Source organism: Halorubrum sp. DM2, assembly GCF_901686465.1.
In the GTDB taxonomy this organism is placed as follows: Archaea; Halobacteriota; Halobacteria; order Halobacteriales; family Haloferacaceae; genus Halorubrum.
In genome coordinates, this window is the sequence record NZ_LR594487.1 from 2,071,322 (window position 1) to 2,091,575 (window position 20,254).

At 72.0% G+C, this 20,254-nt stretch carries 23 protein-coding genes; 14 read left to right on the forward strand and 9 right to left on the reverse strand.

The annotated features are described in order from the left end of the window. Positions 1-10: 10 nt before the first annotated feature. Complete coding sequence (locus QOL69_RS10480; RefSeq protein ID WP_048077985.1) at positions 11-982, reverse strand: transcriptional regulator; 972 nt, start codon at positions 980-982, stop codon at positions 11-13. A gap of 198 nt (positions 983-1,180) precedes the next feature. Between QOL69_RS10480 and QOL69_RS10485 the strand changes: the two genes are divergently transcribed. Continuing rightward, positions 1,181-2,593 carry a TiaS agmantine-binding domain-containing protein gene (locus QOL69_RS10485; protein WP_283403104.1) on the forward strand — a complete coding sequence of 471 codons (1,413 nt, stop codon included), beginning with the start codon at positions 1,181-1,183 and terminating at the stop codon, positions 2,591-2,593. A gap of 26 nt (positions 2,594-2,619) precedes the next feature. Beyond that, the gene (locus tag QOL69_RS10490) at positions 2,620-2,973 is read left to right on the forward strand and encodes a VOC family protein (RefSeq protein ID WP_048077982.1); all 354 of its coding nucleotides are present in this window, start codon (positions 2,620-2,622) and stop codon (positions 2,971-2,973) included. A gap of 34 nt (positions 2,974-3,007) precedes the next feature. On the opposite strand, the gene QOL69_RS10495 is transcribed toward QOL69_RS10490, so the two are convergent. Both QOL69_RS10495 and QOL69_RS10500 read right to left on the reverse strand, forming a co-directional pair. Next, the gene (locus QOL69_RS10495; RefSeq protein WP_283403105.1) at positions 3,008-3,238 is read right to left on the reverse strand and encodes a DUF7543 family protein; all 231 of its coding nucleotides are present in this window, start codon (positions 3,236-3,238) and stop codon (positions 3,008-3,010) included. An 88-nt stretch (positions 3,239-3,326) separates the two neighbouring features. Next, entirely contained in the window at positions 3,327-3,503 is a 177-nt protein-coding gene (locus QOL69_RS10500) for a hypothetical protein (RefSeq protein WP_283403106.1), read from the reverse strand. Positions 3,504-3,596: 93 nt separating this feature from the next. On the opposite strand from QOL69_RS10500, the gene QOL69_RS10505 reads away from it, so the two are divergent. The 3 genes from QOL69_RS10505 (at position 3,597) to QOL69_RS10515 (ending at position 5,862) form a co-directional block, all read left to right on the forward strand. Continuing rightward, positions 3,597-4,796, forward strand: a complete 1,200-nt coding sequence (locus tag QOL69_RS10505; protein WP_283403107.1) for an aminopeptidase P family protein — start codon at positions 3,597-3,599, stop codon at positions 4,794-4,796. A gap of 257 nt (positions 4,797-5,053) precedes the next feature. After that, positions 5,054-5,356, forward strand: coding sequence for a DUF5789 family protein (locus QOL69_RS10510; RefSeq protein ID WP_283403108.1), 303 nt, complete (start codon positions 5,054-5,056; stop codon positions 5,354-5,356). 53 nt (positions 5,357-5,409) lie between these two features. After that, positions 5,410-5,862 (forward strand): DUF302 domain-containing protein, encoded by a 453-nt coding sequence (locus tag QOL69_RS10515; RefSeq protein WP_283403109.1) that lies wholly within the window; start codon positions 5,410-5,412, stop codon positions 5,860-5,862. A gap of 452 nt (positions 5,863-6,314) precedes the next feature. Here QOL69_RS10515 and QOL69_RS10520 read toward each other — a convergent pair whose 3' ends face one another. Further along, positions 6,315-6,983, reverse strand: a complete 669-nt coding sequence (locus QOL69_RS10520; protein ID WP_283403110.1) for a hypothetical protein — start codon at positions 6,981-6,983, stop codon at positions 6,315-6,317. Positions 6,984-7,159: 176 nt separating this feature from the next. Here QOL69_RS10520 and QOL69_RS10525 point away from each other — a divergent pair, with 176 nt between their 5' ends. Then, positions 7,160-7,366 carry a DUF8066 domain-containing protein gene (locus QOL69_RS10525; protein WP_283403111.1) on the forward strand — a complete coding sequence of 69 codons (207 nt, stop codon included), beginning with the start codon at positions 7,160-7,162 and terminating at the stop codon, positions 7,364-7,366. Between the two features lie 36 nt (positions 7,367-7,402). On the opposite strand, the gene QOL69_RS10530 is transcribed toward QOL69_RS10525, so the two are convergent. Both QOL69_RS10530 and QOL69_RS10535 read right to left on the reverse strand, forming a co-directional pair. Then, a complete protein-coding gene (locus QOL69_RS10530; RefSeq protein WP_283403112.1) occupies positions 7,403-9,439 on the reverse strand; it encodes a type II secretion system F family protein in 2,037 nt (678 codons plus the stop codon). Next, complete coding sequence (locus QOL69_RS10535) at positions 9,436-11,796, reverse strand: type II/IV secretion system ATPase subunit (protein ID WP_283403113.1); 2,361 nt, start codon at positions 11,794-11,796, stop codon at positions 9,436-9,438. The genes QOL69_RS10530 and QOL69_RS10535 overlap by 4 nt, the downstream gene beginning before the upstream one ends. Before the next feature lie 334 nt (positions 11,797-12,130). Between QOL69_RS10535 and QOL69_RS10540 the strand changes: the two genes are divergently transcribed. The 4 genes from QOL69_RS10540 to QOL69_RS10555 all read left to right on the forward strand — a co-directional run bounded on the left by QOL69_RS10540 (position 12,131) and on the right by QOL69_RS10555 (position 16,395). After that, positions 12,131-13,342 (forward strand): sensor histidine kinase, encoded by a 1,212-nt coding sequence (locus QOL69_RS10540; protein WP_283403114.1) that lies wholly within the window; start codon positions 12,131-12,133, stop codon positions 13,340-13,342. A gap of 127 nt (positions 13,343-13,469) precedes the next feature. Continuing rightward, the gene (locus QOL69_RS10545) at positions 13,470-14,522 is read left to right on the forward strand and encodes a zinc-dependent alcohol dehydrogenase family protein (RefSeq protein WP_283403115.1); all 1,053 of its coding nucleotides are present in this window, start codon (positions 13,470-13,472) and stop codon (positions 14,520-14,522) included. Positions 14,523-15,012: 490 nt separating this feature from the next. Beyond that, a complete protein-coding gene (locus QOL69_RS10550; RefSeq protein WP_195155795.1) occupies positions 15,013-15,189 on the forward strand; it encodes a hypothetical protein in 177 nt (58 codons plus the stop codon). A gap of 123 nt (positions 15,190-15,312) precedes the next feature. Further along, positions 15,313-16,395 (forward strand): DUF8127 domain-containing protein, encoded by a 1,083-nt coding sequence (locus QOL69_RS10555; RefSeq protein ID WP_283403116.1) that lies wholly within the window; start codon positions 15,313-15,315, stop codon positions 16,393-16,395. Positions 16,396-16,438: 43 nt separating this feature from the next. On the opposite strand, the gene QOL69_RS10560 is transcribed toward QOL69_RS10555, so the two are convergent. Further along, positions 16,439-17,197 carry an HFX_2341 family transcriptional regulator domain-containing protein gene (locus QOL69_RS10560; RefSeq protein WP_283403117.1) on the reverse strand — a complete coding sequence of 253 codons (759 nt, stop codon included), beginning with the start codon at positions 17,195-17,197 and terminating at the stop codon, positions 16,439-16,441. Then, positions 17,194-17,493 carry a hypothetical protein gene (locus tag QOL69_RS10565; protein ID WP_283403118.1) on the reverse strand — a complete coding sequence of 100 codons (300 nt, stop codon included), beginning with the start codon at positions 17,491-17,493 and terminating at the stop codon, positions 17,194-17,196. Before QOL69_RS10565 ends, QOL69_RS10560 begins: the two co-directional genes overlap by 4 nt. Here QOL69_RS10565 and QOL69_RS10570 point away from each other — a divergent pair. The 4 genes from QOL69_RS10570 (at position 17,492) to QOL69_RS10585 (ending at position 19,689) form a co-directional block, all read left to right on the forward strand. Beyond that, on the forward strand, positions 17,492-18,163 hold the full coding sequence (locus tag QOL69_RS10570) for a class I SAM-dependent methyltransferase (RefSeq protein WP_283403119.1): 672 nt from the start codon (positions 17,492-17,494) through the stop codon (positions 18,161-18,163). The genes QOL69_RS10565 and QOL69_RS10570 overlap by 2 nt on opposite strands. Next, positions 18,160-18,432, forward strand: a complete 273-nt coding sequence (locus tag QOL69_RS10575) for a DUF8101 family protein (RefSeq protein WP_283403120.1) — start codon at positions 18,160-18,162, stop codon at positions 18,430-18,432. Before QOL69_RS10570 ends, QOL69_RS10575 begins: the two co-directional genes overlap by 4 nt. 62 nt (positions 18,433-18,494) lie before the next feature. Continuing rightward, a complete protein-coding gene (locus tag QOL69_RS10580) occupies positions 18,495-18,680 on the forward strand; it encodes a hypothetical protein (protein ID WP_283403121.1) in 186 nt (61 codons plus the stop codon). 52 nt (positions 18,681-18,732) lie between these two features. Then, positions 18,733-19,689, forward strand: coding sequence for an ABC transporter substrate-binding protein (locus tag QOL69_RS10585; protein WP_283403122.1), 957 nt, complete (start codon positions 18,733-18,735; stop codon positions 19,687-19,689). A gap of 69 nt (positions 19,690-19,758) precedes the next feature. On the opposite strand, the gene QOL69_RS10590 is transcribed toward QOL69_RS10585, so the two are convergent. Next, the gene (locus QOL69_RS10590; RefSeq protein ID WP_283403123.1) at positions 19,759-20,217 is read right to left on the reverse strand and encodes a DUF8743 domain-containing protein; all 459 of its coding nucleotides are present in this window, start codon (positions 20,215-20,217) and stop codon (positions 19,759-19,761) included. Positions 20,218-20,254 lie beyond the last annotated feature (37 nt).

The following is a 20,254-nucleotide window of genomic DNA, read 5'->3' on the forward strand; positions in this document are numbered from 1 at the left end:
GCGATGCCGATCAGGCTTCTGACGGCGCGCGGGCGCGGTCGCGGATCAGCTCGCGGATCTCCTCCGGATCGGTGACGTCCGCGAGCTCCTCGCAGGAGACGAGAGCGGTGCCGTCGACCGACTCGCGCTTCTCGTCCTCCTCGGTGAAGTACACGGAGCGGGTCTGGGCCACCTCGCCGATGGAGGACATGATCCGGGCGCGCTTCTCGGCCGCGGCGGTGAACGCCGAGTGGCCGGTGAGCACGCGCGTCGCCGGGCTGTCCTCGTCCTCGGAGACCGCCTTGAACGGCGCACGCGCGGTCGGGTGGACGGTGAACCCGGCGCTCGTGAGCACGTGGAGGACGTGTTCGTCGTCGGGGTCGGCCGCGGGCGCGGACGGCGTCGGCTCCGCGTCGCGGACGTCGTCCGCGCCCTCCAGCACGTCGACCGGGCTGGAGAACGGCTGGTCGAACAGCTCCTCCAGCTGGATCGCCACTTCGATGGAGGCGTTCATCCCGTCCTCGTACTTCGAGACGGTGCGTCTGGAGACGCCGAGTTCGGTCGCGAGACGGCCGAGCGACCAGCCGCGCTCCTCGCGCTCGTCGGCCAGCAGGTCGCCGTCGAGGCTGACGTACAGTCCGCCGGGGGCGGCGTAGATGAGCGGCGGCATCCCCTCGACGAACAGGTCGTACGCGGTGTCGGGGTTGATCACCGGCACGCCGTGTCTGAAGTAGACGACGCCGGGTTTCAGCTCCTCGTCGCGGGTACGGACGCCGATCACCATCGGCGTCCCCCTGAGGTACTCGCCGAGCCGGCGCATCTCCGCGCCGGTCTCCGCGTCGAGCGCGTCGACGTTGCCGAGTATCTTCAAAAGGAGGAGGTCCTCGTCGCGCCGGGCCGCCACGTCGAAGCTCTTGGGCCGGACCGCACACCGGTCGCTGACGAGGAACCCCGCGTCCTCCAGCATCGCGGTGACGTTTCCGATGAGCGCAGTCCGGGACATAGCTAAAATAAGCGTCTCGGCGTATATATGCGTTGTGTCGTCCGCCTCCCGACGAAACCACCGCCCGCCTGCGATTTTCTCCGCTCGGGCCGGGAAACGGTTAAATACTCCGCGAGCGCCGAGAGCGATCTGGCGGGGGCGGGACGCGACTCGCCCGCCCTCGAAAGGGACTTGACCCGCCGTCGCGAACGTCGTTACATGCCGATCGTCGCCGTCGACGACACCGACTCCCGCGAGCGCGGGATGTGTACGACGTACGTGGCGACGCGGATCGCGGAACGGCTCGCGGACGCCGGCGGCCGGGTCCGGCGACGTCTCCTCGTCCGCCTGAATCCGGCCGTGAAACACAAGACTAGGGGGAACGCCGCGGTCGCGCTCCACGTCTCCGGCGTCGGCGCGGGACGGGCCGCCGAGGTCGCCGTCGAGACGGTCGCCGAGTTCGCCGCCGCGTCGGACCCGCGGACCTCGCCGGGCGTGGTCGTCGCCGACCGCGACGTCGAAGGCGACCCGTTCGACCCGACCGGCTCGCCGATCCCCGACGCGGTCGCCGCGTTCGCCCGGCGCGCGCTCCGCGAGCGGCTCTGCGTCGCGGAAGCGGTCGATCTGGCCGAGGAACACGGGTTCCGACACGCCGCGATCGGATCGGCGGGCGGCGCGGACGGGGGCGAGTCGGTCGCCGGTCGGGGGCGGATCGGCGCGCTGGCCGCGGTGGGCGCGCCGGCCGCGTTCGCCGACTGGACGGTCGAGCGGATCTCCTACCGCGAGCTCGACCGCTGCGGGACGCCCCGCGATGTCGACGTCGAGAGCGTCTTCGCCGCCGCCGAGGAGGGATATCCGGTGGTCTGGGACACCGTCGACCGGGAGGCGGGCGCTGCCGTCTGCGTCCCCAACGCCCCCGGCCCGATCCTCCACGGGATCCGGGGCGACGACGCCGACGCGTGCCGGGCGGTCGCGGCCGGAATCGGCGGCGAAGCGGTCGACCGCGCCGCGACGTTCCTGACGAATCAGGGGACCGACGCCCACCTCGCGCCGGGGCGGATCGGCGACCTGCGCGACGGCGCGGGCTACCGCGTCGCGGGCGTCGTCGCGGGCGCGCCGGAGACGAAACAGGGGGGGCACGTCCACGTCGCGGTCGCGAGCGACCGGACCGAGAGCGACTGGAGCGGGAACAACCGAGGAGGAGAAGGCGACGGGACCGACGCCGACCGCCTCCGCGCCGTCGCGTTCGCGCCCACCGGCCGGTTCCGCGACCGGGTCCGGGCGCTGCGCCCCGGCGACCGCGTCACCCTCTGTGGCGAACACGAGGTGCGGGCGGACGCGGACGGCCCGGAGCACACCCTGAAACTGGAGAAGTTCGCCGTGCGCGACCTCGTTCGGACCGCGCCAGCCGTGCCGACCTGTCCCGACTGCGGGCGCTCGATGTCCTCGGCTGGACGTGGTCAGGGGTACCGCTGTCGCGACTGCGGGACAAGCGCGTCGGGGAAGGTCGAGACGCCGATCGACCGCGACCTCGAACCGGGGTGGTACGAGGTGCCGCCGAGCGCGCGCCGCCACGTCGCGAAGCCGCTCGTCCGCGGGGGGTTCGACGCGCCGACCCACCCGGAGCGATGAAGTGATCCGGGTGAGAGCGGGCGGACGTGACCGGAATCGTCTTCCACGCGACGGAGCGACGCGACGCGGTCGTCGAGTTCTACCGCGACCGACTGGACGCGACCGTGCGGCTCGAACAGCCGGACTGTACGATACTCGAGTTCGACGGCTTCCTGTTCGGGTTCTGCGAGCGCGCGGCGGCCGACGACTGCGGCATCCTCACCTTCGTCTACCCGGACAGGGAGAGCGTTGACGCCGCCCGGGATCGACTCGGCGACGCGGTCGTGGAGGAGCCGCGAGAGAACGAGACGTACGACATCTACCAGTGTTTCGCCGAGGATCCAGAGGGCCGGACAGTCGAGTGTCAGGCGTTCCTCGACGACGACGTCGACATCGAGTAGGCGGCGGTCGGCGAGCCGGAGGGGTCGTGCCCGCTCACTCGTCGAGGTCGTGGGCGTCGCGCCACGCGGCCGCCCGCTCCGCGGCCGCCTCGCCGTCGTCGAACCGCTCCCGCTCGTAGGTCGACTCGTCTGCCGCCTGCTCCATCACGTCGAGGCGGACGACGAAGCCGCCGGCCGCGCGCTCGCGTAGCCTGACCGTCGCGTAGCCGTCCGATCGCTCCCACTCGGTGACCGTGCCGTCGTCGCGCTCCAGCGACCAGCTCATACCCGGCCGGACGCGCCCCGCGGCTAAAGCGGTGGGGTTCCGCAGTCGGGCCGGTTGGTCGCGGTTCCGTTGATCGCCCGCGCTCGGGTCAGTCGCCCGCGCTCGGCGAGCGGTCCGTTCCCGGCGTCTCCGCCGCCTCCGGCGTGCCGGCGTACCCGCACACCGGACAGACGACGTAGCCCAGCGAGTCGTAGGGGACCGACGTCGAGGGGGCGGTCACGTCGCAGTCGGGGCAGTCGAACGTCGCCGCGTCCTCTGTCGACATGCTACCGCATAGCGACCGATCGCCCGTAGTTATGCGCCGCTTGCTGCCCCGTCAACGCCGCCCTACTTATATACCGAGACCGAACTCCGTCGCGTGACCGACGACGCACACGCGAGCGGGGCGGACGCGGGGGAGCCGACCGGACCGCACGAGCGACGACGCGAGCGAACCGCGCGGCGGCTCGACGCGGCCGACGCCGCGGGGCTGATAGCGTTCCCGAGTCGGAACCTCGAATATCTCACCGGGTTCGCCGAGGAGCCGGGCGAGCGACACTTCTTCCTCGTGATTCCGGCCGCGAGCGCCGTAGATTCGGACCCGGCGCTGCTCGTGCCGGCGCTGTACGAGACGCAGGTTAGGGAGGCGACGAGCGTCGGAGAGATCCGGACGTGGAGCGACGGCGACGACCCGGTCGCGGCGACCCGCGACCTGCTCGCTGACCGGGAGCTCGACGGGGGCCGGCTCCTCGTCGACGACACGATGTGGGCGCGGTTCTCGCAGGACCTCCGCGCGGCCGCCCCCGACGCGACGTGGGGGCTGGCGAGCGAGGCCCTCGCGGACCTCCGGGTCAGGAAAGACGAGGCCGAGCTGGCGGCGCTCCGCGAGGCGGCTGCGGTCGCGGACGCCGTCGTCGTCGACCTCCGCGAACTGGGCGCGGACGCGGTCGGGGTGACGGAGGCCGCCCTCGCCGACCGGATCGCGGAGCGGCTGGCCGAGCGGGGCGGCCGCGGCGTCAGCTTCGAGACGGTCGTCGCGGCGGGCGAGAACGGCGCGAAGCCGCACCACGGCCACGGCGACCGAGAGATCCGGGCGGGCGAGCCGGTCGTCCTCGACTTCGGGACGCGCGTCGACGGCTACCCCTCGGACCAGACGCGGACGCTCGCCTTCGGCGGGGAGCCGTCCGAGGAGTACCGGGAGGTCCACGAGGTCGTGCGCGAGGCGCAGGCGGCCGGGGTCGCGGCCGTCGAACCCGGTGTCCCCGCGTCTACGGTCGACCGCGCCGCGCGCGACGTGATCGAGGCGGCGGGGTACGGGGAGGCGTTCGTCCACCGGACCGGTCACGGCGTGGGGTTGGACGTCCACGAGGAGCCGTACCTCGTCGCCGGCAACGATCGGCGACTGGAGCCGGGGATGGTGTGCTCCGTCGAGCCGGGAATCTACCTCGACGGGCGGTTCGGCTGCCGGATCGAGGACCTCGTCGTCGTCACCGAAGACGGCTGCGAGCGGCTGAATCGGACCGACCGCGGCTGGGAGACGGGCGTCGAAGCCGACGGCTCGTCGTCGGGTGAGACGTGAGAGAACGCGACCGAAAACGCGGAGACCGGCGTGCCGACGCTCGACACGCGAATACGGGAGTCGTGTGCCTGCGCCCCCAACCGAAAATTATGGCCGGATAATATAACAGTATTACCGAATTATTTCGGGTGTGCTCCCGCGGTCGGACCGGCGGTGCGGGTGATCTCGGAGAGCGGTGAGTCCGGAGGGCGCGGCCGCCCTCGCGGGACGCGAGCGGCATCGAAACCATTAGTGTCGCCCGAGCGGAACCGCGACGCATGAGCGACACCGATGCGGACGAGGATGACGAGGAGGCCGAAGCGGAGCCGGCCGTCGAACTCGGAGACGGGCCGGACGTGGCCGGTGAGCCGGTCGCCCGCGTCGCGTCGCGGCTCACTTGGCCCGCGACGCGCAGCGACGTCCGGGCACAGGAGGGCGACGCCGAGATCCGGACGCCCGAGGGCCCCCGCGAGCTCGACGCGGTGCTCGCGGAGAGCGAGGTCCCGCTGTTCGAGAGCCGGAGCGAGTTCGTCCGAGCGGTGGAGGATGTCGTCGGTCGCGGTCCCGTCGCGACCGAGTAGCGAGGGCGTCGTCCCGCCGCGGACTTTTTACTCGGGCGGCGCGGAGTCGACACATGACGATTCCGTTCGATCCGCACGAGCTGGACCCCGAGGAGTACGGCGAGACGCGGACGACGCTCGAAACCGACCACGAGTCGGCGATCGAACGCGTCCGCGAGGTGTGTACCGACGCCGGGTTCGGGATTCCGGTCGAGTTTTCCCCCTCCGAACTCCTCAACGAGAAGGTCGATGCTGACCGGGACCCGTACTACGTTCTCGGCGCGTGTAACCCCCGGATGGCGGACCGCGCGCTCGACGCGACCGACGGCCGGATCGGCGGGCTGTTCCCCTGTAACATGATCGTCCGCGAGGTCGAACCCGGCACGCAGGAGGTGTACCACGTCTCGATCATGAAGATAGCGCGCCTGCTCGGACTCCCCGTCGATGACGACGAGATGGACGCGATCATCGATGACACCGGCGAGATGGTCGACGCCGTGTTTGCGGAACTGGACAACGAGGCGTAGGCTCCGGTCCGCAAGGACGTTGACCACCTCTTATCTGAACCTGATCACCGAGCCGAGGCGGTGGCGCGCGCCTGCGAGCGGTCGCCACCGGCGACCGCGAGACAGCACGCGCGAGGGAGTCAGTCGCCGGAGCGAAGCGGAGGCGACTGACGAGGCTGGGGAGGCGTGAGGCTGTGGTGCCGTGCGGGGTGGGACTCGAAGGGGCAGCCGGGAGCCGGGCGCAGGCGACGCAAGCACCGCAACGAGGGAGCGGAAGCGACCGAGTGAGGAGCGCAGCAAGCGTGCGCCCGGCTCCCGGCTGGGGCTTCGGCGGTCTCGTTCGGAGTGTCGGCAGCGACTACGTCGTAGCGAGCGGCTGGGGCTTCGGCGGTCTCAGTCGTGACGAGATCAGCGGTGTATAGCCAAGCGGCTGGGGATTCGAGAGCGTTCGCCGCCGATCGGTCGCCAGCCGCTCAGAGTGACACGTCCGTCTCGATGTCCTCGGTCGCCTCTTTCAGCCCGTCCTCGCGGGCGTCGCTCGCGAGCGACCCCTCGATGTCGGCGTCGGTGAAGAGATCGCGGAACGTGTCGCGGAACCGGTCGTTCGCCCGAGTCGAGGCGATGTCAGTGCGCGCGACCGCGGCGTAGCGGGCGACCCGATCGGGCGTCGCGCCGAGCTCCGCCGCGCACTCGACGATCGAGTTGCCCGCGCCGGTGAGCCGCTTCAGGTCGGCGTACGCGAAGTCGTCGCCCGCACCGTCACTGTCGGCCTCCCGGTCGGCGTCGCGCACGAGGTGGAGGTCGAGTCGCATCTTCCGAACCGTCTCGGCGTCGACCGCGTCGGGGTCGACGTTGGCATCCTCCCGCTCCGTCAGCGCGTCGCGGAGCGCGGCCGCGGTCTCGGCGTCGTCGTCGTCTTCGAACCGCCCGCGGGCGACGAGGACGTACGCGTCGTCGTCGAGATCCGTCGAGAAGCCGTACCGCTCGCGCATCGCGGCGACGAGGTCGCGCGCGGTCGCGTCGACCGACGCCTCGTCGGAGTCGATGAGGGTCCCCCGCGCCGCGTCCTGGCGCTCGGTGACCGACTCGGACCCGGTGGTGTCGACGAACAGGTCGCGGAGGTCGGCGGTCTTCTCGTCCATGGACGTACGTATGCGCCGGCACGGTAGAAAAGCCTCGTGTCGGGGCGGCGGCGCGGTTTCCCGGCGACCCGAGCATCCTCTCGTGACGAACCCGGCGGGACGGCGGGCGCAGGAGGTGTGTCGTATCGAAATGTAAATCCCACAATACCTATCACGCTTCCCTCGCACGACTACGCATGAACGCGGATAGGAAGATTCAAAGACTCCTTTTCGGCGTCTCCGGAGTCGTTTGGGTGGGATGCGGACTCCTCGTGGGGATCGGAATTTCAGCGTTCATGTGGGGACTAACGCTGATCCTCTTCGGCTACTTTCTTTCCAGACTCGTTCAAGAGACGAAACGGCTTGCCGATGCTACCGAAAAGATCGCCGAACGATCGAACTAGTCCGTGGGTGGCAGGCGCGAGACGACGGACGAGTTTTCACACCAGCCCGCCCACGGTAAAGACGACGTAACAGCACGCCACCAGCGCGCCGGAGTGAAGCAACGCCGCGTAGCGCCCGCGGGCGGCGGTGCCGGCGAACCACCCGGACGCCAGCACCGTCGCCTGCGTGACGACGTACAGCCGGAACCGCTCCAGTTCGGGGTACACGCCCTCCGGCTCCGTCACGGCGTCCGACGCGGCCGCGAACTCCGCGAGCCGCGCGGCGTCGACCACCTGCGTGTTCACGACCGCGACGACGCCGGCGACGAGGACCGCCGCGGCCCAGCCGACCGCGATGTACGGCTGCATCGCCGAGCGGAGCGCGCGCTGCTCGCTGTAGAGCCGCCCGACCTCGATCCGGAGCGTCTCGAACACCGCGTCGGCGTCGCCGCCGGCGTTCAGCGCGCCCGTGACCAGCCCGAGCGTCCCGGCCGCGAGAGGGGTCCCCACGCGGTCGACGAACCGCTCGATGGCGGCCGCGCGCACGTCGACCGAGGTCGCCTCCTCGGCCGGGTCGGACTCTCTCCCGGTCACGGCCTCGGTCGCGGTCGTCGACCGTAGCGCGAACGCGAGGTCGGCCACGTCGTCGTCGAGGACGCCGAGGTCCGCGTCGCGCGCGACCGCGTCGACGGCCTCGGCGAGCGGACGCCCCTGCGCGACGTGCCCCGAGACGGCGTGGACGAAGTCCGCCAGCTCGCGGTCCTTCGCGTCGTCGATCCGGGTCCGCCGCGCGGCGACGAGTCCGACCGGCACCGCGAACGCCGCGTAGCCGACGAGGACGACGTTGACGAGCGTGTAGCCCGCGACCGCGAGCCAGAGCGCGAGCGCGACCGCGGGTCCCGCGGCGACGACCGCCGTGCTGGCGGGGTTGCGCCCGGCGCTCGCGAGGACCGCCCGCGGGCTCGCGGGGACCGCGTAGCTCGCCCGCTGGCTCGGCGGGCGGAGCGTGCCGACCGCGACGGCGGCCGCGAGCCCGAACGCGACGAGGAACGCGACCGCGCCGTAGAGTACGACCGCGCGGGTCGGTACCACGCCGACGGGCGTCGACACCGGCGGGAGCAGTTCGGGGATCACGACCGACAGCGCGGTCGCGCCGATGACGAGCAGCGCCGGCAACACCAGCACGGCGACGAACAGCTCCGTGAGCAGTTCGAGGAACCGGCGGGCCCGCTTCCGGGCGCGGTCCTGTCGGTGGGATAGCATTCGGCGCTCGGTCGCGAGGAACTCCGAGAGCGCCTCGTCGCCGGCCGCCGCGCGCTTCCGGAACTTGAGAAGGAACGGCGCGAGCAGCTCCCGGGAGGGGGTGTCGCGGGCGACGCGCCGCAGCCCCTCGTCGAGGCTCCCGGCGAGCCGGGCGGCGTTGAGCGCCTTCCGGAGCGAGGTCGCGGTGGCCCCGTACGCGTCGTCGTCGGCCGCCTTCCGGAGCATCGCCCGCGGCCCGTCGCTCCCCGAGGCGAGCAGTTCGAGGTACCGCACCGCCCCGGGGAGGGTGCGCTCGATGTCGGTCCGCCGCGTGGCGGCCACCCACCGGAGGTGGAGGCCGGCGACCGCCACGGTCGCGCGCTTCGCGAGGAGCGCGACCGCGACCGCGACGAGCGCCGCGGCGCGGTCCGTGCGGAGCGGCCCGACCGAGCCGGGCGTCGGCGCGGGCGTCGCCGTCGACCCCCCGGAGAGCAGCGCCGCGCCGAACCGGGCCTCGACCGCGGCCGCGACCGCGGGGGCCGCGCCGGCCGCGACGACGAGCGCCGGGAGGAAGACGGCGGCAGCGACGACCCACGAGAGGCCGTACGCCCGCGCGAGGTACGTCTCGAAGCCGGTGTCGAGCGCGGTCCCGCGGTACCGCTTCCGGTCGGCGTCGTGGCGGCGGTCGCTCGCGTGGCGCGCGAACAGCGCGTAACAGACCCGGTCGACGACTGCCAGCCGGCCGCCCGCCGCGAGCGCGTCGTCCGCGCTCGCCTCGGTCGTCCCGGTCGTTTCGGTCGTCTTGGTCGCCTCGCTCGCGCCGGTCGTTCCGGTCGTCCGCCGCCGGCTCACGGCCGCCCCCGTCCGGCGCGGTCGCTCCCATCGCTCTGGCTACCGCTGCCGCCGTTCGCCCCGTCGCCCTCGGGGTCGCCGCCTCGGTCCCTCGTTCTCGCGGCGCGCTCGACGGTCGCCGCCTCGTCGGTGCGCAGGTCGGCGAGGAACTCGAAGAGCGCCTCCGGGTCGTCCACGCCGTCGCGCACGAGGTACTCCACGTACCGCCGCTTCGACTCGAACTCGGCGGCGACGGCCTCGCGGTCGCGGTCGGTCCGGCTCGCGATCCGGTCGAAGACGCGGAACCGCGGCCCGCTTCCCGGGGCGTCGCCCGAGCCGGTAGCCGAGTCGCTCGCCCCCGCTTCCGCGACGCGTCCGTCGCCGTCCTTTCGGTCGCTCTCGTTCCCGCCCGGCGCGCCGGGGAACCGGAAGGTCCCGTCGCCGTCGCGCCACGCGACCGTGTTGTATCGGACGGACTCGTCGCCGACCTCGACGACGCCCGCGCCGCCCCGCTTCGGGTCGCCGCTCGGACTCCGCTTCGCCTCGGGGTCGAGCCCCTCGTAGGCGGCCTCGGAGAGCGGTTCGATCGCCCGGGAGACGTAGCGCTCCCCGTCGACTTGCCGCGGGAAGACGACGAGGTCGACCTCGCGGAGTAGGCGCGCTGGCAGGTCCCGCTCGCGCAGGCGGTCGGCGAGCGCCCCGATGTCCTCGGCGTGCGTCGTGCCGATCACCCCGTGGCCGGTCGCTAGGCTCTCGCCGAAGGTCTCGAAGCTCTCCGGGGTGTTGATCTCGGCGATGACTTCGACGTCGGGGTTGAGGTAGTTGGCCTCGGTCATCAGCTCCGCCATCCCCACCGACTTGTAGGCGTCCTCGTGGTCGCGGGTGGTGAGCGAGACGCCCGTCTCGTGCGGGAGCCGCACCTCGCGGGACCCCTCGTCGACGGAGACCGGCCGGGCGTCGAACGGGATGAAGGGGGTGTGGGCGTTGAGCAGCGTCGTCTTCCCCACGCCGGTCGGGCCGGCGAAGAGGACGACCCCGCGGTGTTCGTACAGCAGCCACAGAAGCGTCACCAGGTCGACGGAGAGCGCGCCGCGCTCGACCAGATCGACCGGGGTGAGCGCGTCCGCGCGCTGCTTCCGGATCGAGACGTGCGGACCCCCCTCGGAGATGACGGGCAGCGCCACCGCACAGCGGATCGTCTGCGGCACGCCGTCGAGTTCGAGGTTCACCTTCGCGGAGGGCGTCGAGGCGTTCAGCTCCGTCCCGTCGCGGGCGGCGATCCCGGTGACGACGTTGACGAACGTCGTCTCGTCGTCGAACGACAGGTTCGTCGGCACGCGCTCCCCGACGCGGTTCGCCTCCACGTCCTCCAGATGGGGGTCGCGGATCGGCACCGTCAGGATGCCCTCGCCGACGAGGTCGCGCAGGACGTAGTACGCGAGGTCGTCGAGGCGGTCGCGTGCGTACCGCGAGTCGACCGGCGGCGCGGCCAGCCCTCGCTCCGCCAGCGCGGCCCGCGCCCGGTGGGCCGCCGCGTCGAGCCACGCCCGGGTGTTGCGCGCCGTGAGCCGCCGGGAGAGGAACCGGCGGGCGCGGGCGGCGACGAACGACTCGCGGTCCGCTATCACGTCGCTCACGGTCGTCTCCCAGATCCGTGATTTACACTCCTCGATGAGTTCCTCGTCGCCGGGCAGCAGGTCCGGCTCCAACACGGCGTACTTCGTCTCGAACGCGTCCGACCCGAGCAGCCGCTCGCGGTAGACCACCACGTCGACGGCGAGCCCGGCGAACTCGACCGCGTACTGCGCGAGCCGCTCTGCGGCGACCCGCTCGACGTAGTCGGCGTCCGCGTCGATCCCGGTCTCTAGCGGCGCGAACGTCTCGGTGTGGACCACCAGCTCGCGGTCGTCGCCCACGTCGGCCACCGCGATCCGGTCGTCCAAGGCGATCGGGGTGAGCTCGCCGAGCAGTCGGAACTCCCGCAGCGCGTGGTAGTCGATCCGGCGGCGCGCGGCCGCGCTGGCGTCGACCAGCCGGTCGATCGCCTCCGCGTACTTCGGGTCGAACCCCCGCTCGGCGCGCTCGATCACCCCGACCCGCGTGAGCGGGCGGCGGTGTCGCACCGCGGAGAACCGGTCGTGGACGCGGTCGAGGGCGCGCTCGTCGGCGGGCGACAGCGGCGGCTCGCGCACGTCGTAGCCGAACCGCCCGCCGTCGCGCTCGCGGACCGTCGCCACCACGCCGGGTGCCGACTCGTACTGCGCCCGGACGTCCGGCGCGTACCACGCCTCCGGGTCGTCCGGCGGCACGGGCGCGGGCACGGACTCGTCGCCGCCGCTCGTCTCCGCGCCAATCCGCAGCGTCGGTCCGTCGCTCACGGCCGATCCCTCCGCTCCGCTCGGTCGCCGCCGCCGTCATCGCCGCAACCGCTTCGGTCGCACATCGTCGCCCGCGGCTCGTCGATCCCCGGTTTTAACTGTTCGTTTTCGTACCTGTCAGATTTGTTTTAGCGACCGGAAACGAACTCGCCCGCGTCGAATTCGAGTGGACCGGACGCCGGTATCGGTGGCCGTCGCTGTCCGACGCGGCGGTCCTCGATTCGGACGAGGAGTGAGTACGATGTGACCGCCCGCTCTCCTCCCCTCCTCCGCAATTCTCCAAACTGATATCGTGCGGGAACGGTTAAAACCCGTCAATGCGGAGTGGCGACAAATGCGGTGGACACGAGCCAAGAACGCCGGCCAACTCGGACTGCTCGCGGCCCTCGGCCTCGTTCCGCTCGGATTCCTCCTGTCCTCGCTGTCGGGGATGTCCGACCCCGTGGCGGTCGTGACCGGTGTCGTCGTCCCCATCGTCTGTAGCGCGCTCGTCGTCCTCGCGACCGTTCCGGTCGCCCGCTCGCCGCTCTCGCCGGCGTACACCGGGTTCATCGTCGCGTGGACCGCGCTGGGCGCGCTGACGCTCGGAGCCGTCGCGCTGCTTTTCGTCAGCTACGAGATGAGCCAGGGGCCGCCGCCGTCGAACCCCGCCCTCGTCATCGGCGGCGCGGCGTCGGTCGGGTCGGCGTTCGGGCTCGCGTTCGGGCTGACCGACGCGCGTCAACGCTGGGCACAGGGCCAACTCGAACGCGCTAACGGACAGCTCACGGTGTTGAACCGTGTGCTCCGGCACAACATCCGCAACGCGATGACGGTCGTCCGAGGGCGCGCGCGGTTCATCCGCCAGCAGGCCGAGGCGAGCCAGCGGGCCGGGGCGGACGGCGCGGGCGACGGCCTCGCGGACCACGCCGTCGTCGTCGAGGAGAACGCCGAGCGCCTGCTCGGGGTCAGCGAACACGCCCGCCATATCGACGCGGTGATCGGGCCGGACGACGACGTGGAGGAGGTGGCGACGACCGTCGACCTCGTCGGCGTCGCGGAGGGAGCGATCGAGCGACTCGGGGCCGAACACCCGGCGGCCGAGTTCGTCGCGCCCGCGGCGGTCGCCTGTCGCGTCCGCGCGCACCCCCTCACGGAAGTCGCCGTCTCGGAACTGATCGAGAACGCGGTCGTCCACGGCGGCGACGCGCCCCGCGTCGCGGTGTCGGTGCGGCGGGACGGCGACGGGGCGACGCTCCGCGTCGACGACGACGGGCCGGGTATCCCGCCCGAGACGGTCGAGGCGATCCAGCGCGGGTACGAGACGTCGATGCGCCACGCCGACGGGCTCGGGCTGTGGCTCGTCCGGTGGGTCGTCGACCGCTCGGTCGCCGACCTCGGTTTCGACGCCGACGGCGACGGGCAGACCGTGACCATCCGCTTCGAGCGCGTCGAGACCGCCGACGGCGAGCCGTCCCCGGCGGCCAGCGGCGATCCGAACGACCTCCCCGACGCGGACGCGACGGGCGGCGGTCGCCCGACTGCGGCCACCGCCGACAGTCCCTGACCGCGGCCACCGCTGACGGTCCCCGAACGCGACGACTCCCGAGTCCTCGGGTCCGGCGGTCTCGCCGCTCCGAGCAGCGCCCGCCGGGATCCCGGGCCTTTTGCCCCGCCCGCCAGTAGTCGATCCCATGCGCGCAGCCGTCTTCAACGGTCCCGGAGAGATCGGCGTCGAAGAGCGACCGCGGCCCGAGATCGAGGCCCCGACGGACGCGATCGTCCGCGTCACCCACACCGCGATCTGCGGCTCGGACCTCTGGTTCTACCGCGGCGACAGCGACCGCGACCCCGGCTCGCCGGTCGGCCACGAACCGATGGGGATCGTCGAGGAAGTGGGCGACGACGTGACCTCGGTCGCCCCCGGTGACCGCGTCCTCGCCCCCTTCGCGATCTCCTGTGGCGAGTGCGAGTTCTGTCGGAAGGGGCTCCACACCTCCTGCGAGAACGGCGACTCGTGGGGCGGCGACAACGGCGGCGGCCAGGGCGAGTACGTCCGGTCGACCCACGCCGACGGGACGCTCGTCCGCGTGCCCGACCGCCACGCCGACGACGAGGACACCCTCCGGTCGCTGCTCCCGCTGACCGACGTGCTGGGCACCGGCCACCACGCGGCCGTCAGCGCGGGCGTCGAGGAAGGGTCGACGGTGGCCGTCATCGGCGACGGCGCGGTCGGCCTCTGCGGCGTCCTCGCGGCTCGCCGACTCGGCGCGGAGCGGATAATCGCCGTGGGCCACCACGAGGACCGGCTCGAACTCGCCGCGGAGTTCGGCGCGACCGAGACCGTCTCCGAGCGCGGCGAGGAAGCGGTCGAGCGGATCCGCGAGCTCACCTACGGCGGCCCGAACCACGTGATGGAGTGCGTCGGCGCGGCGAGCGCCATGAACACCGCCATCGATGTCGTCCGCCCCGGCGGCCAGATCGGCTACGTCGGGGTCCCGTACGGCGTCGACGACGAGGGCCTCGACGTGTTCGGCATGTTCGGCGACAACGTCACGCTCGCGGGCGGGGTCGCCCCGGTCCGCGCCTACGCCGAGGAACTGATGGCCGACGTGCTTCAGGGCACGCTCGACCCGTCGCCGATCTTCACCGAGACGGTCGACCTCGACGGGGTCCCCGAGGGGTACCGCATGATGGACGAGCGCGAGGCGATCAAGGTGCTGGTGAAGCCCCACGGCGACGTATAAGCGTCTCGCAACCCCCGGACCGACACGATCGGGGTCTTCGAACTCTCGATCGCTCGGCTGTACGTTGTTGATCCCGTCACGACTGAGACCGCCGAAGCCCCGGTCACTCGGCTGTACGCGACGACTCTCGTTACTACCGGGACCGCCGAAGCCCCAGTCGCGAGGACTCGATGCGCTCGCTGTGGTCCTCAGTCGCTCACTCCGCTCGCTCCTTTCGGTCCTTGCGTCGCGCGTCTTCGCCCTCGCGACTGCCCCTTCGAGTCCCGCCCCGCAACCGCACCGCACCTCACGCCTCCCCAACCTCGTCGCTGGCACCCTCCGCTTCGCTCCGGGAGCCAGCGACTCCCTCGCGCGACGCTCCTCGGCCGCGATACGGCCTCGGAGGCGCGCGCCACGGCACCGCAGATCCGTCTTTTCCCACGCTAAGAGTCCAGAGATACCCGATATCGGCGTAACTTTTAGAAGCCACCAGTTCTTGTCAATAGTTGTCATGTGCCATCATTACGACGAGGCGCGCACGTGGACGGAAATCGAGGCGCGTCACCGGCCCGATGAGGCGGACGAACGCGACGACGAGATCCCCGACGTCGACGCGGTCGACGAGCCGGCGGGCGAGACGGAGGAGACCGAACCGCCGGCGGAACCGCGCGCCCCGGCCGACGACTGACGCGGTCGGGCACGACCCCGCCTCGAATCCCGACTTTCTATCGCGCGTCGCTCTCTCCCGGAGCCGCGGCCGCGGCGCTCCCGAACGAAAAACTTTCAACTGGAATTCACGAATCGACCGTTCGTGTCCTCCGCCCTCCCCTCCGCCGGAACCGCCGCGATCGTGTGCCTGCTTCTCGTCGGCGTCGCGCTCAGCTTCGCCTTTCAGGCGACGGCCGGCGGCACGGATATCACCTACGAGGCGACGGCGGTCGAACCCGGCGAGGATCCGAGCACCGTCGCGGAGGCGGCCCCCAACGTCACCGACCTCGACGAGCGGCTCTCGGACACGCCCGACCGGTACCGGGAGCCGATCCGCACCGCCGCCGCGACCGGATCGTTCGACGGCGTGCTCTCGCCGGAGTTGAACATCGTCCTTGACGACGTCGAGTCGCCGTACGTCCGGTACGACGGGCGCTACTACGCGTGGACGTTCTCCACCCGTGGGGAGACGACGAACGCGACGATCGAGATGCGGGAGACCGACGCCGAGTCGGTGTTCGCGGCCGTCGCCCGCCCGGCGTCCGAGTCACCGTCGAGCGTCCGACGGGTCATCGACGAGGGGACCGCGAACGGCTCGGGCGTGCGGTCGGGGCTATACCGTCAGGACGGGGCGTACTACGCCGTCGCGGTCGAAAGCGAGGCCGCGGTCGCCGCCGGGATCGCGAGCGCCTTCGCGGGCTTCGCGCTCACGCCGGTCGGTCGGGGGTACGCCGCCGTCGGACTAGGACTGTTGGCGTACCGCTACCGCGAGCCCACCCGCGACCGACTCCTGACCGTCCGCCGGGCCGCCGTGGTCGCCGCGCTCGCCGTCCCGCTCGCGCTCGCCGCCACCGCTCTCTTCGAGACCGGCTCGCCCTCCCGGTTCGTCATCGGTCCCGCGACCGCCGCCGTCGTCGCGTCCGGCGTCGTCGCCGGCGCGTGCGTCGCCCAGAGCCGGTGGCGAGCGCTCGTCGCCGCGACCGTCGGGATCGGGCTGCTCGCCACGGCCGCCGTCGCGGCCGCTCTCGGCCCGATCGGTCTCGTGTTCGGCCCGCTCGCCGTGCTGTGGGGATTCGCGACCGGTCTCGTCCCGTTCGGGTACGGCTACTGGTTCGCGCGGCCCGCGCCGGACGCACCGGACGCGTCAGACCCGACGGCGCGCGAGGGCTGCGACGCCGACCCGTGACGCCGACCCGTGACGTTCCGACATGCCGCCGTCCCGCCTCCGATCACTCCCGGAGCAGGTAGCGGAACGCGCGGAGGTGGTTCGACCCGCTCTCAGTGACGGAGAGGTACTGGTACTTGGAGTGTTCCTCGACGTCGACGAACCCGCGCTCCGCCAGCGGGTCGACGACGTGGGCGTTGAGCCGCCGGTAGTACCCTCGCTCCGGGTTCTGGACGCCCTCGGTGTCGTAGCGCTCGACGAAGGGGAGCCCCTCCTCCCGGCCGTAGTCGATGAGATCGCCTTTGGTGACGGGCTGTTCCCGCTCGACGTACGCGAGAACGGCGACGTGTTCGGCGTTCGGCTCCTCGATCGGATACTTCGGGAGCGTCTCCGGCGGCTTCGCGCCCGAGGCGACCGGCCGCTCCTCGCCGCCCGCGTACTCCGTCGCGCGGACGTAGTACGGGATCGCGCCGGAGACCATACAGGCGATCATCCCTCCGATCGCGGTCACCTTCGACCCCGACGCGAGGTTCACGTAGACGTTGTGATCTCGCAGTTCGTCCGATATCTCGGCGATCGTTCCGAGCGAACTGAAGAGATTGAAGATGTCGCACTCGACGGTCTCGGTCCGGACCCCTTCGGTCCGGATCCGCTCGCGGGCGGTCTCGTGGTATGCCGGCCGGTCGACCCCGTCACGGTCCGCGTCCGGTTCGAGGAAGATCACCTCGTCGGCGTCGCCGTCGACGACCGGTTCGACGATGCGGTCTAACTCGTATCCCAGCGGAACGACGTGGACCCGCTTCGGAACGTCGAGATCGCTCATGTGCTAACACGCGCCGTGTTGATATTGATGGTTGTGATTACAGTGTCGTTATTCCTGTTCGTGTCATGATAATTCCTATCCGGCCGGAGGCCCTCATACCGATCGCCGACGGGGTCTCCCGCTGTCCGCTCCCTCCGAACGACGTGGGTCGACCGCCCGTCGGTCGGCCCGTTCGGCCCTCCCCCAATCGCCGTCGTCGGTCCGCGTTCCTCCCCCGAGACCTCGTCGGTGGTCTCGTCGTCGACCGCGCGATCTACCCGCATCCTCAAGCCGCCGGCGTCCGTGGTGTCCGACATGGACCGCAACGCCGTGCGCCGCGCGTGGGACGAGGTCGCCGAGACGTACGCCGCGCGCCGCGATCCCGACGGCTCGGACGCGGCGCTCGTCGGCGACCTGCTCGACTCGCTGTCGACGCCCGACTCCGCGGACCCCCCGCGCGTCCTCGACGTGGGCTGTGGCGACGGCGCGCGGACCCTCGCGAACCTCCCGCCGGGCAGCGTCGGACTCGACGTCTCGCGGCGCGGACTCGACCTCGCCCGCGAAACGGTCCCGGACGCCCGCCTCGTCCACGGCGAGATGACGGCGCTCCCCGTCGGCGACGACCGCTTTGACGCGATCACGGCGTACCACGCGGTGTTTCACGTCGACCGTGAGCGCCACCCCGACGTGTACGCGGAGTTCGCCCGCGTCCTCCGACCGGGCGGGCGGCTCCTCATGACCCTCCCGGGCGGCCGGTTCGAGACGGTCCGGCGGGGGTGGATGGGCGGGCGGATGTTCTTCTCCGCCCCCGGCCGCGAGCGGACCCTCGACCAGCTCCGCGCGGCGGGGTTTTCGGATATCGAGACGACGACCGCGACCGATCCGCTGGGCAGCAGTACCGAGTTCGTCTTCGCGACGCTGGGCCCGGACCGGGCGGCGGACGTGAGCGAGACAGAGTCGGCCGAGACGGACACGAGCGACCCGTGAGCGACCCCGACGAGGTGCCCCACGACGTGCGTGCGAGCCTCGAACAGCTGCTCGCGGCGGCGGCGTCCGCGGCCGCCGACGGCGACCACCAGACGGTCCGGGCGACGCTCGACACCGCCGAGACGGTCGCGACGAACAAGCTGCCGGCCGGCGAGCGGCGGGACCGGATCCGATGGGGGTGCGGCGCGGCGGCCGACGCGCTCCCGAACGCCGACCTCGCGGCCGCGTACGCGACGGCGACCGCGGACGCCGTCGCCGACGGCGAATGACGGTCCGCACGCGGCCTCTCGCATCGCCACGCATTTGCTATCGCGGAATGTACCTCGAAACTATGGAGCAACGCGACGCCCGGTTCGTCCTCCTGAGTACCCTCCTCGCGTGTATCCTGTTGAACACGCTCGACGCCCCGACTACCAGATGGTTCCGGACGGCGTCGTTCGCTCTCGCGTACGCGACGTTGCTCTACGCCGGCTACGTGGTCGTCCGTCCCCGCCTCGGGTGGCTTCCCGCCCGGTGACCGACCGCGTTCGGACCCCTGACTTTAGTCCCTCGCGCGCTTCGAGTCGACCATGCGCGTCGCCTCCCTGCTGCCATCCGCCACGGAGACGCTGTTCGCCCTCGGCGTCGAACCGGTCGGCACCTCGCACAGCTGCGACCACCCGCCGGCCGCCCGCGAGCTACCGACGCTGACAAGCACCGTCGTCGACTACGAGGACCGCTCGGCGAGCGACATCGACGCCCAGATGCGCGCGGTCGACGGCGCGGTCTACGACCTCGACGAGGAGCGGCTCGCCGCCCTGGAGCCGGACCTCCTCGTCACGCAGGCGACCTGTGACATCTGCGCGGTGGACGCGGGCGAGGTCCGGGTGGCCGCCGAGCGCCTCGACCCCGCGCCCGACGTGTTGGCCTTGGACCCGCACTCCTTTTCCGACGCCCTCGACGACGTCCGGCGGATCGGCGAGGCGGTCGGCGAGGAGGCGGCTGCGAACGCGCTCCGCGCCGACCTCCGGGAGCGCGTCGACGCGGTCCGGGAGCGGGCCGAGCGGGCAGTCGCTGACGAGGGTCGCCCCCGGACCGCGGTCCTCGACTGGACGGAGCCGCCGATCCGGGCGGGCCACTGGGTGCGCGACATGGTCGAACTCGCGGGCGGCGACCCGTCGTTCCAGCCCGACGGTCCCTCCGAGCCGGTGGCGTTCGAGGACGTTCGCGCGGCCGACCCCGAGGCCTTGGTGGTCGCGCCCTGCGGGTTCGACCGCGACCGCGCCGTCGACGCGGTCGGCGACCTCGCGGAACGCACCGGCTTCGACGCGTTGCGCGCGGTCCGCCGCGACCGCGCCTACGCGGTCGACGGCAACGGGCTGTTCAACCGACCGAGCCACCGACTCGTTGACTCGCTGGAGGCGCTGTTCGCCTGTCTCCACCCCGATCACGCTTCGACGCCGCCGGCCGCGAACGATCGGGTCGCGCGCGTCTCGCGTGACGGGAGCGAGGCCGCGTCCCCCACCGTCCGCGCCGACGGCGGGTGAGCGGTCGGCGCGGTCGCCGTCTCAGGTCTCCGCACGGTCTCCGTCTCTGGTCTCCGTGCGGCTGCCGCCTCAGATCTCCGATCGATCGCGGAGCCCGGAGAGTGTCCCGGCCGCGCGCAGGTCCGCAATCGTACAGTACCACGCGCCGCGCACGCCGTTCAGATCGTTCTCGACCGGGCGGTCCAGCGGCACGAGGTCGTCGAACTCAAAGACCACGACGACGCGCTCCTCGGAGAACGGATCGATCAGCGCCGCCCAGTCCGACTCGTCCATCGGTCTCGGCTCGCCGCGGGTCTGCTCGGTGCGGGCGGCGACGCGGGCGTAGTGCGTGACCGCCGACACCGGGGCGGTCCGGTAGAAGGCCAGGTATTCGAAGTCGGCGCGGGTACGGTCGTACGACCGCGGGGCGGGGTAGAAGCCCTCGCGGCAGCGCTCGAAGGTGTCCGGTCGGGTCGCGACGACGCAGACCCGGCCGTCGCCGGGCGCGTCGTCGTCGGGGGCGTCCGCCGCGAACCGGTCGAGGTCCACGGGTGTGCTGGGAGGCGAGCGCGGATATATCCCCGCT